The organism is Desulfocucumis palustris, assembly GCF_002933875.1.
In the GTDB taxonomy this organism is placed as follows: domain Bacteria; phylum Bacillota; class Desulfotomaculia; order Desulfotomaculales; family Desulfocucumaceae; genus Desulfocucumis; species Desulfocucumis palustris.
The window spans coordinates 25,296-39,606 of record NZ_BFAV01000142.1 but is presented as its reverse complement, the minus strand read 5'-3'; the positions used below and the strand labels follow the sequence as shown (position 1 = coordinate 39,606).

Annotated in this window: 12 protein-coding genes and 1 tRNA gene; 6 read left to right on the top strand and 7 right to left on the bottom strand. The window is 45.5% G+C overall.

Going from position 1 to position 14,311, the window contains the following annotated elements; all coding sequences use genetic code 11:
- Positions 1–285: 285 nt before the first annotated feature.
- The 3 genes from DCCM_RS13105 to DCCM_RS13095 all read right to left on the bottom strand — a co-directional run bounded on the left by DCCM_RS13105 (position 286) and on the right by DCCM_RS13095 (position 2,339).
- Positions 286–1,011, bottom strand: coding sequence for a hypothetical protein (locus DCCM_RS13105; RefSeq protein WP_104372840.1), 726 nt, complete (start codon positions 1,009–1,011; stop codon positions 286–288).
- A 6-nt stretch (positions 1,012–1,017) separates the two neighbouring features.
- Entirely contained in the window at positions 1,018–1,446 is a 429-nt protein-coding gene (locus DCCM_RS13100; protein WP_104372839.1) for a protein-export chaperone SecB, read from the bottom strand.
- Between the two features lie 296 nt (positions 1,447–1,742).
- Complete coding sequence (locus DCCM_RS13095) at positions 1,743–2,339, bottom strand: hypothetical protein (RefSeq protein ID WP_104372838.1); 597 nt, start codon at positions 2,337–2,339, stop codon at positions 1,743–1,745.
- Positions 2,340–2,903: 564 nt separating this feature from the next.
- On the opposite strand from DCCM_RS13095, the gene DCCM_RS18865 reads away from it, so the two are divergent.
- The 4 genes from DCCM_RS18865 to DCCM_RS19025 all read left to right on the top strand — a co-directional run bounded on the left by DCCM_RS18865 (position 2,904) and on the right by DCCM_RS19025 (position 7,359).
- Positions 2,904–3,410: a hypothetical protein gene (locus tag DCCM_RS18865; RefSeq protein ID WP_174705165.1), complete on the top strand. Its 507-nt coding sequence runs from the start codon at positions 2,904–2,906 to the stop codon at positions 3,408–3,410.
- Between the two features lie 263 nt (positions 3,411–3,673).
- Positions 3,674–5,140, top strand: coding sequence for a potassium channel family protein (locus tag DCCM_RS13085; RefSeq protein WP_104372837.1), 1,467 nt, complete (start codon positions 3,674–3,676; stop codon positions 5,138–5,140).
- A gap of 140 nt (positions 5,141–5,280) precedes the next feature.
- Positions 5,281–6,654, top strand: coding sequence for an IS1182 family transposase (locus DCCM_RS13080; protein ID WP_104372844.1), 1,374 nt, complete (start codon positions 5,281–5,283; stop codon positions 6,652–6,654).
- 438 nt (positions 6,655–7,092) lie between these two features.
- Positions 7,093–7,359, top strand: a complete 267-nt coding sequence (locus tag DCCM_RS19025) for a recombinase family protein (protein WP_207655599.1) — start codon at positions 7,093–7,095, stop codon at positions 7,357–7,359.
- Positions 7,360–7,827: 468 nt separating this feature from the next.
- On the opposite strand, the gene DCCM_RS13070 is transcribed toward DCCM_RS19025, so the two are convergent.
- Positions 7,828–7,915: transfer RNA gene (locus tag DCCM_RS13070), tRNA-Leu, on the bottom strand.
- A gap of 280 nt (positions 7,916–8,195) precedes the next feature.
- Here DCCM_RS13070 and DCCM_RS13065 point away from each other — a divergent pair.
- Both DCCM_RS13065 and DCCM_RS13060 read left to right on the top strand, forming a co-directional pair.
- Complete coding sequence (locus DCCM_RS13065; RefSeq protein WP_104372843.1) at positions 8,196–8,498, top strand: hypothetical protein; 303 nt, start codon at positions 8,196–8,198, stop codon at positions 8,496–8,498.
- Between the two features lie 10 nt (positions 8,499–8,508).
- A complete protein-coding gene (locus DCCM_RS13060) occupies positions 8,509–10,149 on the top strand; it encodes a putative polysaccharide biosynthesis protein (protein ID WP_104372836.1) in 1,641 nt (546 codons plus the stop codon).
- 57 nt (positions 10,150–10,206) lie between these two features.
- Here DCCM_RS13060 and DCCM_RS13055 read toward each other — a convergent pair whose 3' ends face one another.
- From DCCM_RS13055 to DCCM_RS13045, 3 genes are read right to left on the bottom strand one after another with little or no spacing between them, the layout of a single operon-like run.
- Positions 10,207–11,043 carry an ABC transporter permease gene (locus DCCM_RS13055; RefSeq protein ID WP_104372835.1) on the bottom strand — a complete coding sequence of 279 codons (837 nt, stop codon included), beginning with the start codon at positions 11,041–11,043 and terminating at the stop codon, positions 10,207–10,209.
- Complete coding sequence (locus DCCM_RS13050; RefSeq protein WP_231702769.1) at positions 11,040–11,969, bottom strand: ABC transporter ATP-binding protein; 930 nt, start codon at positions 11,967–11,969, stop codon at positions 11,040–11,042. The genes DCCM_RS13055 and DCCM_RS13050 overlap by 4 nt, the downstream gene beginning before the upstream one ends.
- Entirely contained in the window at positions 11,969–14,311 is a 2,343-nt protein-coding gene (locus DCCM_RS13045) for a DUF8725 domain-containing protein (protein ID WP_104372834.1), read from the bottom strand. Before DCCM_RS13045 ends, DCCM_RS13050 begins: the two co-directional genes overlap by 1 nt.

The following is a 14,311-nucleotide window of genomic DNA, read 5'->3' as shown; positions in this document are numbered from 1 at the left end:
ATGAAGGCCTATCGCCATTGACGTTAATTCCAAGGCCATTGCTAAACGTCATTGGCGGGTATTAGTTTACCGCCAGGGAGCGCAAACCGCTACAGGTTTACTTAAGGATGAAGGCTAAGCCCTTATAGTATATATGCCCTTGATTAAGCCAGACTGGGCATTTAAGAGGTAAATGGTAATTACACATGGTCTAAAATTCTGACCAGTAAACGGCGTAATATTAACACAAGGATACATAGGTAAGCAAGCGGTATTGGCTCAGAACATCGGTGAAAAAAGTAGAAATCAACACTTAAATACCTGTTTTTTAAGATCATTATACGTAAAGATGTGTACAATTTTATCACAACCCATTTGCTTAAGAACAGTTTGGCTAAATTTAACATCATATCGCACTGTTGCAAAAGCCAGAACCAAATGTTTACTATCAGATAGTGTCTCACTTACACCTCTAATATAATCTAACTTTTCACTTCCGGCTTTACTCATTTTTATATTCAATGGATTAGAGGGTTCCTCAAGTAAAAAATTATTCAAGTCCAACTTACTCTCTATGAATTCAGCAGACAGTTCAGTTAAACATGTATACTTACAAAAAAAAGCCACATCAAAATTTTTATTACCACCGACCTTATTCTTGTACTCATCCTCAATTGAACATTCTCTCAAAATTTCAACATCATGAGTCTGAAAACTAAAAGGGCCAATTTTTGTTATTAAACATTCAACCACTTTGCCTCTAGTTTTTCCATTATCCGCATCTTCTTTTTCGTAGAACTCTTGTAAGAGCTTATTAAAATCGTCTAACATTTCTTTTCTAATCGTTCCTTTAAGAAGTTCAGCTTCAATAATGGAATCTTTCATTATTACCCTACGGCTTCCTTTTGCCCTTATTAATATATTACAAAAGCAACCAAAATAATCGGGATTATCCAATATAAAATTACTCATTCTTGAAACAATACTTTTTGGATCAATCCTCACGTGTTTTCCTACTATAATAAAATCCATATCTTATCACCTAGCTACTTTAAACATACCAATTATTAAAGCTGGGTAACCTAACCTTATAGAAACAGAACTTATCAATTCGCGGGCATAGGGCCAGCTATTTATGGGCACATTAGTTTTAATAAACCTATCTATAACTTCATCAGAAATTTCCACCATATTCGCAACATTATAGTTTAAAATAAATTTAGCACGCAATGTAAACATTTCGTTTTCATTATTATCCTTTAAATCTTTAGCAACCAAATCAAACGCTGCTGCTGCTTCTAATTTGTTAATATTTTTTTCAATTAGAAAAAAATTAGGAGTTAAATCTACCGACCATTTTCCATCCTCTGGGGGAGAAAACCTTTTAGCTTCTAGTTCTGAAAGCACTACTTCATCCAATTCAACATTCTTAATAAACTGATTATAAGTATCAATATCTTTGCTCATGTTAACCTCCCTTTATATTCTAAGGTTTTCTTGGAATATCTCCTTAAATCTTAGATTTTCGCATTTTCAATAATGAGCCTTATGGGCGGAATTTGAATTATTGCATTATTATGGATGTTCATGGTTATCCCAATGAAACTGCGTCATTTTTTTGTATTGCGGCCATCGGAATCCACATTTCTCCGGTAGCGTATCCTCCCATGTCTCACAGGGGCATAAAGCCCTAAATTCCTTCGTCCTGCCTGCCCAGGAGGTGGATGTCAGTCATGCTCCCAAACGGGGTCTTTTTAGCCCTCCTAATAATAAAAAGATGTTGGTGGTAACACCAACATCTTCTCTAAAATAGAATACCTTTCCTTCCAAAAATTAAAAAAACATTTTGTTGATATTTTAACAGTTTCAAAAACTACTTCCTGCTTAGACTCAAGTTCCTCTATAGTCTCAAGAACCTGATAGGGCAAGTCTTGTAAGAAATCTACAACAGTTTTAAATTCCCAATATTCCGAGCTACCATTTATTAATATTTGAAATTGTTCTTCAAATTTTTCTATAACTTTTGTTAGAATATCTAATGAATTAATATTTAAGGCTAATAAATGTTTTTCAAAAATTTCTTTTTCTGAGGCAATATTATTTTTGCTAACCCAATTACACCAATCACTTATATCTTTAGTAAAATCATGTTGCAAAGATTTTTCAGCTAAAATAGAAATCTTTGTTAGCCATGATTGATAAAATGATTCCCATCCAAAACCCTTGTATGTAAAGTTTGTTTGAATAAATGGTATTTCCGTTAAAAAACTACTGAACATATGTTCATCTCCTTTCGTTTGGGCAGAAACCCATTTCCAAGGAGTGATTGAAGTAAAGATCAATAACTTTTGGTTCCTCATTTTACCATAGTCTCCCTTTTTAGTCTAGACTTATTATTAACTACATTGGTATTTTTTAGTATTTTTACCTAGAACAAAACTTAATTACAATACATTAATATGTCAGAGGTGGTCATTATTATTAGTTATAAATATAGTAATATTGTCGAAACCGTTATCTGCTAATCATCACAAAAATTTCTTTATCTACAGAAGATCCCCAATGCTGTCACCGTTTCCACTCCAACAGGAAAACCATTTAGCCATATTATAGAAAAAACTAACCAAGACATCTTCAAAGAAAACCACTGACCCAGGTTGTTTTATTAAAAAGGCGCTGAAAAAAAGCGTCCCTACAGGAAGGGTAGTGTGTTGAGATTAAGGCTAAATAAATACTAGCGTTATTCATTTTTGTATAGAATATTGCAGGAATATTTTGCAATAACACAGAAATATAAAATATAAGGAAAAATAATAACTCAAAAAGAAAACCCGCGCCGGGAGGCGTGGGTTTTGTGGTGTTCTAGGGGTTCGACATAATCCCCCATTTTTTAATAACCAAAAATATGCGAGGAGGTAATGACTATGTGGGAATTTATTAACTCAGTTGGTTTACTGGCCGCCTTAATTGCCGCCATTTTCGTTGTTTACCCGGCAATTAAGAAAAACACCCCCTGGAAAAAGTCGCTTTTGGCGGCCATCGCTGTCCTCATCTGTATTGTTTTTACCGCCTGCGGATCAACCGACCAAAAGACCACAAATGACACCCCGACAACCACCCAACAACAACAAGAGCAGACGCAACCCGAACAACCTTCCCAAGCCCAACCGGCACAACCTCAAACGCAGCCAACAAAGCAGCCCCAGCCAGAACAGCCCAAAACCAATGAAAGCCAGGTTCAAGTTCAGCCCAAACAACAGCCAGTAACGAGGGCCGCAGCCACACCCCCACCCCAAACCGCCGCGCCGACTGCAGTGAAGACCCCAGCTCCCCAGGCACAAAAGCAGGAAGTACTGTGTACGTTACGAAAACCGGCGAAAAGTATCACTCCGCCGGGTGCCAATATCTTAGGAAAAGTCAAATACCCATGAGCCTGTCGGATGCCAAAGCTGCAGGGTATACTCCTTGCAGTAAGTGTGGGCCGCCGCGGTAGCGGAAATAAAAGTCAATTAACACTGCTATTCATGAGAAAAAACTGTTCAGAGAAGCCCCCCCTGGAAATGTGGGTTTTGTGGTGCTTATGGAACTTTACATTGTACTGCAATTAATCTAATACAGCAACTCTATAATATCTACTTTAAAATCTCGTTATTCAAAGAATAGAACAATTAAGTTTTTAAAAGGTGTGGAAATATTGAAAAACATTCCATATTGTTTTTTAATGTATTGGCAAGCCTTAAACAAAAAATTTCAAAAACACCCTTATCTAGTCATTGCAATTGGAATCATATTAATTTTTTCTTACAAATTAACACACATATATATAAAAAATTCCATACCTCTTATCATAGATTCTTTAATATTCTGTCTTGGGATACTCCTGTTGTCATCGGGACTAACTATTAAATTAAGAGAAAAATACCCAAGATATCAATTATCATTATCAATTTTATTCACTAACTCATTTTGGATAATTTATTGCATATTAACAAAACATCCGCCAATTAATTACGTGCATTCAGATTCTTACTTAGACATAATATTAAACGAGAGCGGCATTATTTCTTTTATTTTAATTATTTTTTCATTTTTTTACTCAATAATAATATTTACTAAAGGTAAAATATTGATTAGATTGATGGCAATTTCAATTTTCGTTTATGTTTTTGTCTGGTATGGATGTGCTAACGCTTATCTAATTGCCGCAAATATTACTGCTGGCAGAGCATTTTATTTTAACGAAGACCTGTCACTGGACAGAAAGTTGTTCGCTTTTAAGGAAAAAATGAAACTGCCCTCAACCTATTACACCGAATCAAATTCTGAAATGCATATAAAAGTGCCAGCAGAACCTGATATTATTATCGGAGAAAGAGACAAAGCCTTTATAGAAAATCTACCATGGAAAGGCTCATCAAAAGAGTTAGATGATTCTATTAGACAACTACTAATTAAACAAGAATACAAAAGAAATTTTAATAACGCCCTCTATGTTAGTAGCTTGAAATTTAATACTGACAAAAGGATAGGCTATTTTAAAGATGGCGTGATGGGAGATGCTTGGGCATACTATTATACACAATGGTGCATTGCCAATAAATATAAACAATTTCTTGTTAAAGAAATGAAAGACGATTTTCTAATCCATGTTGTCACAGGAGATAAAGGTTACGCATATATTTTAGATTTCTTCTCAGATAATGATAATTGTGAATATTCCACATACATTATCACCAGTAAAGCTATTGATTTCAGTAAAACCATATATTTTGAACTTGTTAACCCAGGAGAACATATAGTAGAGACAAAAGAACTATATTGGATTATTAAGGATTCATTTGTTGCCTTAGATGAAAATAGTCCTATCATACTAGAAAAAGTAGCAAGGGGAAGTTATTCCTATTCATTTTGGGATTTTGCCTATTTTAGTGCAATAACCATAACAACACTTGGCTATGGTGATATATTACCTAACAATACAATAGTTAGAACAATAGTAATAATTGAACTACTTTTTGGCTTAGCAATGTCTGGTTTGTTTTTATCTTCATGCTTTTCTTGGATAGTAGATTCTAGAAACAAGAAAAAAATCTTAAAAACAGCAGCAACACATTGTAATTTAGATGAAAATCTAAACAAAACTTTAGATAAGGAAAATTAAATTTACAGTACCTTTATTGTGAGCATCTCAAAATTAAAAGAATCGGAATAAAATACAATTATTGATAATCCCCTAGGAGGCTGTCTGAATATTAACAGAAACCAGGGTATTTGCCATTAGATGGCGAGATATACCCTATTATGAAAAAAGGATATAAAATGTACGACCCTAACCAAATATATCTATTTCCGCCTTCGCCGAATGAGTGGCTACCCAAAGATCACCTGGTTTATTTTATCAGCGATCTTGTGGATAACCTGGATTTAAGCTCAATCCATAAGGTTTACGAAAAGGAAACCAGGGGACAGCCACCCTTTAATCCCTCGTTGATGACGAAGGTATTGTTCTATTCATACAGCCGGGGAGTGTTTTCCTCCAGGAAGATAGCAACCAAGTTATATGAAGATGTGCCATTTATTGTACTGGCAGGCGGCAACAAACCGGACTTTCGAACCATTAATGAGTTTCGTAGGCGGCATATTAAAACACTCCCGGGCATTTTTGTGCAAATTATCAAGCTGTGCGAGAAAGCTGGCCTGGTTGGATTAAAGCATGTGTCCTTAGACGGGACTAAAATAAACGCAAATGCCTCCAAACATAAAGCCATGAGCTATGGCCGCATGAAGACCGAGGAAGAAAGACTTGAGAAAGAAATTAAAAAACTACTTGAAAAAGCAAATCACCTTGATTTAAAAGAAGACCAGCAGTTTGGCCGTGACCTTAGGGGCGATGAAATCCCCACAGAGCTCGCCTTCCGGGAAAGCAGACTATCTAAAATCAAGGAAGCCATGGCCGCCCTGGAAGCAGAAGCCGAATTGGCCCGGGAAGAAGATAAAAAGAAGCACAATGATAAAAATGATCCCCCGGCCCCACAGCCGCCTAAGGGGAAAGCCAAATATAACAAGAAAACAGGTACCCCTAAAGACAAGGCACAGATTAGCTTTACCGACCCTGAATCAAAAATTATGAGGAATGCCGATAAAGCTTTTGTCCAGGCCTATAACGCCCAAGCAGTGGTGGATGTCAAAAACCAAATCATTGTGGCTGCAGTCTTAACCAACCAGGCGGCAGATAGCCAGCACCTTCCGGCAGCTATTGAGGAAGTCAAGGAAAATACTGGCCGCTACCCCAAAGAGCTATCAGCTGATGCCGGTTATTTTAGTGAAACAAACCTAAAATGGTTAAAAAACAAAGTTGACGCATATATCCCAGGGGAAAAAATATCTCATAGCCATAAACCGGAACCCGCTCCCCGGGGTAGAACTCCTGTAGACTTGTCATTGTCCGATTTAATGAAGCGCAAACTTAGGACCAAAGCTGGTCGTTCCAAATATGGCTTAAGAAAGCAAACGGTTGAGCCTGTATTTGGCCAAATTAAAGAGGCCCGAGGATTCCGCAGATTTCTTCTCCGTGGACTTGAATTGGTTCGCGGGGAGTGGCTACTTCTATGCCTTACACACAACATTTTGAAGATGTTTGTTAACAAGGACAAGGTGGCACTGGCAATGAGATAAGGCCTGCCCCTTTTTTGTGTATTTTTCATTTTCAAAGACTGAGTATGGGGCGCGTTGATCACTATTCTCAATCAAACTTTTAAAGCTAATTCATAGACAGCCTCCTAGCAACCTTCCCACAAATTACATTTTGACATGCAAGCCCCACAATATATTAAGGCTTTGCAAAACAATACTACCATCATGCAGTTAAAATTGGGATTAGCTGTTAATAAATGTTTAGACTGCTGCTACCACCGCCATGGCATACCCCAGGCAGTCCTCGATGGCCACCCCCTCACCTTCTATGTCCCCCACCGTTGAAAACGACCGCACCCTGGTACCCCTACGGGCGATCTTCGAGGTATTCCGTAATTTTCACTAATAACCCCTACCCCGCTCACCAAATCTTGCTATATAATAAACCCAAACATCTGATCCCTCCAGGAGGCGCCTCACATGCGTATCGCCATTTATGCCAGAGTCTCGTCAGACGATCAGGCTGAAAGAGGAACAATAGAAAACCAACTGGAGTTCGCCCATAAATACTGCGACCTTCACCAGCTTAACATTCAGGATTGGCACAAGGATGACGGTGTCACCGGCACCATTCCCCTGGAAGAACGGCCGGATGGAAAACGGCTTCTTGATAACGCCCAAGCCGGTCGCTTTGACCTCCTTCTCACCTACACGCTGGACACGGAAGGTTCGCCAGGATTATTTTAAACGCCGCCTACGACCTGGAGAAGCATGGGGTAAGGATTCGGACCGGAGAACCCTCTGGACGCCTTCTATTGACCATTTTAACGGGGGTAGCAGACCTGGAAAGGGAACCTATCCCGGAAAGACTCTGTCTTCTAACAGAGCATCAAAGTCGGTAAATTGCTTTTCCTAACCTTTCTCGGCGTCCATACCACTTCAGGGTATTCACCATTTAAAAAGAGGATTAGAGAAATATTTTATCGAACAAACCTAAAAAGAAAAGAATAAAAATCCCCATTACAAAGGCATGGAATCACGCCTGATATAACGCCTCTTGCGCTTTATTTTTATGGCTTTTTTAATTATTATTTATGAAACAAAAAACCCTGGCTAATCAGTTACCAGGGTTTTTGCTTCAAAAGCACCTTTTTTCTTGCGTTTTCTTTTTTTCTTTTTCTCCAGTTTAACGGCCTCAGTTATTAGTGGTTTGAATGGTGCCGGAGACCGGACTTGAACCGGTACGTCCTAAAAGAACGAGGGATTTTAAGTCCCTTGCGTCTGCCTATTCCGCCACTCCGGCATGTATTAAACTGAAAAACCGCCTGTAAAGGAAATTATACTATTTAGGAAGCTTAAAAGCAAGTGGCAGGTTATTACTTCTCCGGGGACGGAAGGCCCGCACCAAAAGAAGACTGCCCCTTTACAAACATGTCTATAATTATTATATATAAGCAGGCTGATCAATAGCAACAGAATCCCGTTGTTTAAAGTCCGCAAGGCATATTTGTTTTTGGAAAAACGGTCATATATGGTATTATATAGGTTGTGAACCGATGCATTTAAGGAGGAAAACCGGAAAAATGGACAACACCAGACTGCAAAAAACAGTTGTGGTAAGCATACAGGGATGGGAACTGGAGGTATTCGAAGGACCCCGCAAGGTTAACGCCGACCTGCTGGGGGAGATGCTTGAATTCAAGGGTATCTGGCTTACCGAGCCCGAAAGGGGTCTGGTAACTGTTCTATGCTACCCTGACAAAATATTTTACCTGGAAATAACGGAATCGGAGATACCCACCCAGAGGCCCGGAAGAAGAAACAAGGTTACGCCTATAAGAAGAATTGACAGCCTTACGCAGCCGCCGGAAACCACCGAGGACTAAAGGTAACGCCATGCAGTCGAAATCCCTTGCCAAACAAACCCTGGTACAAGGTGCCGTCATACTAACCCTGGCCGCTATCGTGGTCAGGGTTTTAGGCGCTGTTTACCGTATTCCCCTGGGCAGGATGCTGGGCGCCGAAGGCCTGGGTATTTACGGAATTCCAAACCAGTTTTACCTGCTTTTTTTTACCATTTCTTCCGCAGGCATACCGGTGGGTGTGGCCCGGCTTGTTTCCTCCAAAATAGCCGCGGGCATGTATCGCGACGCCTACCGCACCTTTCAGCTGGCCCTCTACACAATGCTGGGGGCCGGGCTGTTCTTTTCCCTGGCTCTTTTTTTCGGGGCCGAGTGGCTGATAAAAGTGGGCATTGTTAAAAACCCGGACAGTTTTTGGGGACTGCGGGCGGTGGCCCCGGTGGTTTTCTTTGCCGCTGTAACCTCCGCGTTCCGGGGGCTTTTCCAGGGCATGCAAAATATGTCGGCGGTGGCGGCCTCCCAGATAGCAGACCAGATTATGCTGGTAACCAGTACACTGCTGTTCAGTTACCTGCTGCTTCCCAGGGGGCTGTCCCTGGCCGCCGCCGGGGCCAATTTCGGCGCCGTGCCCGGAGCCATGGCCGCCACCCTGATAATGATTTTCTTTTATTTCAGGCACCGCCAGGGACTGTTGCACCTTGTGGGCGAGGACCGCTCAGCCCGGCAGGAAAGGGCCTGGTCCTTGATGAAAAAAGTATTTACAGTTTCCATACCCATATCCTTTGCCAGCGTTGCCATGGCCATAACAGGAATTGTGGACAACATACTGATAATCGACCGCCTGCAGCTTGCCGGATATACAGTCCAGGAAGCCACCGCCCGGTATGGGCAGCTCACCCAGATGGCCATGTCCTTTATCAATTTCAGCATAGCCTTTTCCTTTTCCATGGGCACCAGCATGGTCCCCTCAGTGGCCGAAGCCTATGCCCATAAGGATTATTCAACCATAAAAACCAGGCTTTCCCAGGGTGTCCGTCTCTCCGTGCTGACTTCCCTGCCCGCCGCCGCCGGTCTTTTGGTGCTGGCTCCCCAATTAACCACGCTGGTGTACGCCGACAGGGAGGCCGGCATTCCCCTGGCAGTAATAGCCCCGGCCATAGTATTCTGGGGAACCAACCTGGTGCTGAACGGCACCCTGCAGGGACTGGGCAGGGCTGACATACCGGTTAAAAATTTACTGGTGGGACTGGCGGTTAAAATTGCCATTACTTACTTTCTTACTCCGACCTCCCTGGAAATAAGGGCGGCGGCCATGGGAACCGTAACAATGTTTATCGTTGCCTCCACATTAAATATTCTTGCCATAAGACGCCTGGTGGGCTTTTCTTTCAATATTGCGGACGGCCTGCTGCGCCCCGGCCTGGCCACCGCCGTCATGGCGCTGGGGGTCCGGCAAATTTACGGCCTTGCCCATTCAATTACCGGTCACAATGCCCCGGCCAGCCTGCTGGCAATTCTGGCCGGCATGGTGATATACGCGGGAGTGATAGTGATTATAGGTGGAGTAAATGCCGAAGATGTCAGGAGGCTTCCCAAAATAGGACGCCGGACCGCCCTTCTGCTGGAAGCCTACGAAAATAAAAAGAACAGCATAATAAACAAAAAACGAAAATAATAACAGGCCGGGGCGATTAATCGCACCCGGCCTGTTTACCATCCCGGTACCCTGTTGTTACATTCTAAACCTTAAACCTTTATTCCGCGAGGGGTTCAGCTTGCTGCTGCTCCAGAGAAGCAGCAGCAAACCGGCAATTACGTAAAATAGTATGTAAACAGCCCAATAGGGCAGCCCAATATTTCTTTCAGGGCCAAAACCGTTTTCCCCTAAAATACGCATCATTACCACTACGGGGTTGATATCCAGCAGAAACTGTGTAATTAAAGGGGTTTGATAGGGTCCAGGTCCCGGTACCCTGAGTACCTCGTAAATAAACCCTCCCAGCAATAGCGTCCCCAGCCCCAGGATGAACACTATGCCGTAGCTGGTAACGGTGCTTACCCCGGTGCGCTTGAAGTAAGTGGAGCAGGCCACTCCCACGGCGGCAAAAAGAAAGACGGTGACCATGTAAAACCCGAATACCCCCAGCACCTGGGAAGGGGAAATCCCCCCGTAGAGAAAAACTATATTGTATAGAGGCAGTGTGGCCAGCACCAGCAGCACCATAAAGGAAATGGAGGACAGCATTTTGCTCACAATAATTCCCCGGGTGGTAAGCCTGGTGGTCAACAGCACGTTTAATGTCTGCCTCTCCCTTTCCCCGCTGATGGCCCCCGCTGTCAATCCCGGGGTTACGAATCCCACCAGGAACAGCTGGACCATGGAAAGAATTATAAATATCTCCCGGCTGGTGTCCGGGCGGTAATATCCCGGCATGTCACGCCAGCGCAGGTAAATAAATCCCAGCACCAGCGCCCCGATCACCAGCAGGTAGAGGGAAACCAGGAGCGGGGACTTGACGGTCCTGAATCTCTGGCGCAGCTCTTTCAGCAATACCGGATTAACGCTCATTTTAAAACCCCCTCCCCGGTTACGGCCATGAAGGCTTCCTCAAGGTTTCGCCTTACCTCGGCAAATTCGGTAACCACCCAGCCGCCTTCAATGATGTCACGTAAAAGTTTCCCCCGGGACTGCGGGTCGCCCCGGAAAATCACCCGTAGAGCGCCCTCGTCCTGCTCCACCGAAACCACATTATCCCTGGGCTTTATGAAATCGGCAAGTCCGCTCACTTTATCCAGCACCTGAATCCGCAGCAGGGAAGCCCCCCGGCCGGCGGCGGTTATTTCCTCCACCGGGCCGCTGGAAATCAGCCTGCCCTTCTCCATTATACCCACCTGATCGCATATCTCCCCCAACTCCGGCAGAATGTGGGAACTTATCAGCACGGTTTTGTCCAGCTGCTTAAGATGCTTTATTATTTCCTTCAGTTCCGCCCTGGCCCTGGGGTCCAGCCCGGAGGCCGGTTCGTCCAGTATCAGCACCTTGGGATCGTGAACCAGGCAGCGTGCCAGGGCCAGCCTCTGTTTCATGCCCCTGGACAGCAAATCCACGTAGCTGTCATATTTATCCGACAGGTTTACCAGCTCCAGCAGCTCACCAATCAGCGTTTTCCTCCTGGATTGGGGAACGTAGTAGGCGTCGGCGAAAAAATCAAGATATTCGCAAGTTTTAAGCCCGTCATAAACCCCGAAGAAGTCCGGCATATAACCGATAACCCCCCGTACAGCCATGGGCTCCGACAATACGTCATGGCCGTCCACCGCGGCGCTGCCGCCGTCGGGCAGCATGAGTGTGGCCAGTATGGACATGGCGGTGGTCTTGCCCGCCCCATTAGGTCCAATCAGACCATATATGCTGCCCCGGGGCACTTCCATATCCAGGGCGTCCAGGGCGGTGGTCTTGCCGAACCTCTTATACATCCCTTGCACTTTAATCACTATTCCGCCACCCCTTCCACTTCAATACCCCTGAAGGGAACAATTTTCAAAGCCTCGTTTCCGTTAAATCCACCGGATATTCTGATCTTCACGGTTCCCTGGGGGGAAATGCAGCCGGCTGCCTCCTGGCCCTCCAGCACCCTTTGCCCGTCTTTAAGTTCCACCCAGTTCTGCTTGTTATGGCTGTAAACTTCCAGGGTTTGAATGTGTCCTTCCACGGAGCCGGGGAAGGCAATTCGTGAAACGGTATATTTCCTGCCCCCCATTATGTCGGCCAAATCGTAGCTTAAAACCGCCTTGCCATTATGCATGATTATTCCGTCAGCCCTTTTTTCCAGGCCGCCTTCCACCTGGTTCTCCCTGGCCCCCAACAACCCCGCGGGAATTTTAAACTCCCCGGCGGGAATATTGATATCTATCTTCTGCCGGATAAGCATTAAACCGTAATTCCTTCCCCTGGCCGAAGGCTCCACAACACTGAACAGTTCCGTTGGATTATCCCCCCAGGCTAAAAACATCACTCCGTCCTGCTCCTGGGAGTTCTGGTTGATCAGCTCGTCCAGCAGCCTTTTTTCCCGGACGTCGTCATCCATCCGTGTATCCCCCGGTGAGCCCGCCAGTGCCTCCCGGCTTCCCACCAGTTGCCACCTGTCCGGCATTTCGTTTATATCCCGGGTCTGACCGGCGCCCAGGCTCCCCAGTTCGATCAGGTGTCCGCCGGCCAGCAGCTTGCAGTCCCTCAGATTTATGCCTGTATTATTGGTAATCTCGCCCATCAGGGTGTCCTTTCTGAAATAAACCGCGCCCTCCAGGGTTCCCGCCTCCCTCCACAGGCCGTAGGCGGCCACCTGGCGCATGGAGCCGTACTCCACACCCTGGAAATTAATACTGGAAACCTGGCCGTTGTTGACTATTTCCAATCTATTGTCCCCTTGCCCGGAGTTATAATAGTTCACAGGCTCCACCATCATATCCTTAACCGCCTGCAGCTTTAAATTTCCACCCCGGGGTAATACCAGGGTTTCCGCCGAGCGGACTTCGGCCAGTCCGGGCCCCAGTATGTCAACCGCGGTAAGCGTTTGCTCCAGGTATCCCTGCAAGCGGTTGACCGGGGAAAAGAGATAAAAACCTCCCGCCGTGGCAACCGCCAGGACGGGAACCGTAATCCAGGCCAGATCCCTCCTGTCGTACCGTTTCAGCAGATAATATATTCCCGGGCCGGCTGCCGCCAGGTAAACAACCCATATCAGCATGACCGCGGGCACCGGGGGCAAATCCAGCTGGGGAAGGTACGAGCTGGCGTTGGCCAGCATGTCCCTCATGACCTGGGGCTCCTTGATTCTACGCTGGGAAAAAACCCCCAGTCCGTCGGGGTCGTCCAGGGCCAGCCATAATTTTTCATTGTTGCCGCCCAGTTCCTCCAGGGCCACCGCGCTGTAAACAACCTTGCCCCGGCCCAGATCGCCGTAGACCATTAAAGGATTCCCGGCTTCGGAAGCAACTACCCTGCCGGATACAAGTTTGCCCGAGGCGGCGTTAAGGCTGCCCCCGTCCGGGCGAAGGCCCCCCATGGCGCCGCTTGCCCTGGTGTTTCCCTGCACCGCCACAGGGCTTATAGCGGAGAATTTGCCCCCCTGCTCCGCCCCGGCTCCGCCGGAGAGCAGCAGGGTCCCGCCCAGCCTGGTCCATTCCATTATCGCCTGGCACTGTTCTCCGTTGAGCGCTTTAACAGCATCCCTGTCCACCACCAGCAAGTCGGCGCCCTGCAGCAGAACGGCGTTGTCGGGAAGTTCCTCCGGGTTCATGTATTTGGCATTGAACTGATTGCCCAGCCTTTTGTCCAGCCAGGTAAACAAATCGCTGCGGTATGCCTTCTCGCTGAGCACCAGGCCTATCAGGCCGCCGCTGACGTTGGTCCCCTGAACCGGCGTCCTGGCCAGCACCCTTTCGCCGGAAACCAGTTTTACCTCCGGGGGCAGCCCCATCACATTTCCGGGCACCAGCATAATTGTGGAGGTTTTTCCGGACTGGACATCGATTTCCCGGGAATACAGCACTTTATTACCGCCCTGTTCCGGCTGGCCGGGGATTTTTTCCCGATCCACCACCAGCTTGCCCTTGAAGGGTTCGCCGCTGTTTATCAGTTCCAACTTTATCTGAACAGCCTGGTCCATTTTGTACAGCCCCGACAGGCCGGGCCAGGCCTTTATATCCACCCCGGCAGCCGAAGCCGGCCGGACCGGCAGGGCAGAGGCCAGCATTAAAACCGCCAACGCCGGAACAACCAGCATTAATTTTAGAATGCGGTTAGCCGGCCTGTACCGGTTACTTGTCAATTTCAA

Bases quoted from the DNA above. Each gene is read 5' to 3' on its own strand.
- DCCM_RS13080 (WP_104372844.1), top strand. From the start codon at position 5,281: ATGAAAAAAGGATATAAAATGTACGACCCTAACCAAATATATCTATTT.
- DCCM_RS13095 (WP_104372838.1), bottom strand. From the start codon at position 2,339: ATGAGGAACCAAAAGTTATTGATCTTTACTTCAATCACTCCTTGGAAA.
- DCCM_RS13055 (WP_104372835.1), bottom strand. From the start codon at position 11,043: ATGAGCGTTAATCCGGTATTGCTGAAAGAGCTGCGCCAGAGATTCAGG.
- DCCM_RS18865 (WP_174705165.1), top strand. From the start codon at position 2,904: ATGTGGGAATTTATTAACTCAGTTGGTTTACTGGCCGCCTTAATTGCC.
- DCCM_RS13065 (WP_104372843.1), top strand. From the start codon at position 8,196: ATGGACAACACCAGACTGCAAAAAACAGTTGTGGTAAGCATACAGGGA.
- DCCM_RS13105 (WP_104372840.1), bottom strand. From the start codon at position 1,011: ATGGATTTTATTATAGTAGGAAAACACGTGAGGATTGATCCAAAAAGT.
- DCCM_RS19025 (WP_207655599.1), top strand. From the start codon at position 7,093: ATGCGTATCGCCATTTATGCCAGAGTCTCGTCAGACGATCAGGCTGAA.
- DCCM_RS13100 (WP_104372839.1), bottom strand. From the start codon at position 1,446: ATGAGCAAAGATATTGATACTTATAATCAGTTTATTAAGAATGTTGAA.
- DCCM_RS13060 (WP_104372836.1), top strand. From the start codon at position 8,509: ATGCAGTCGAAATCCCTTGCCAAACAAACCCTGGTACAAGGTGCCGTC.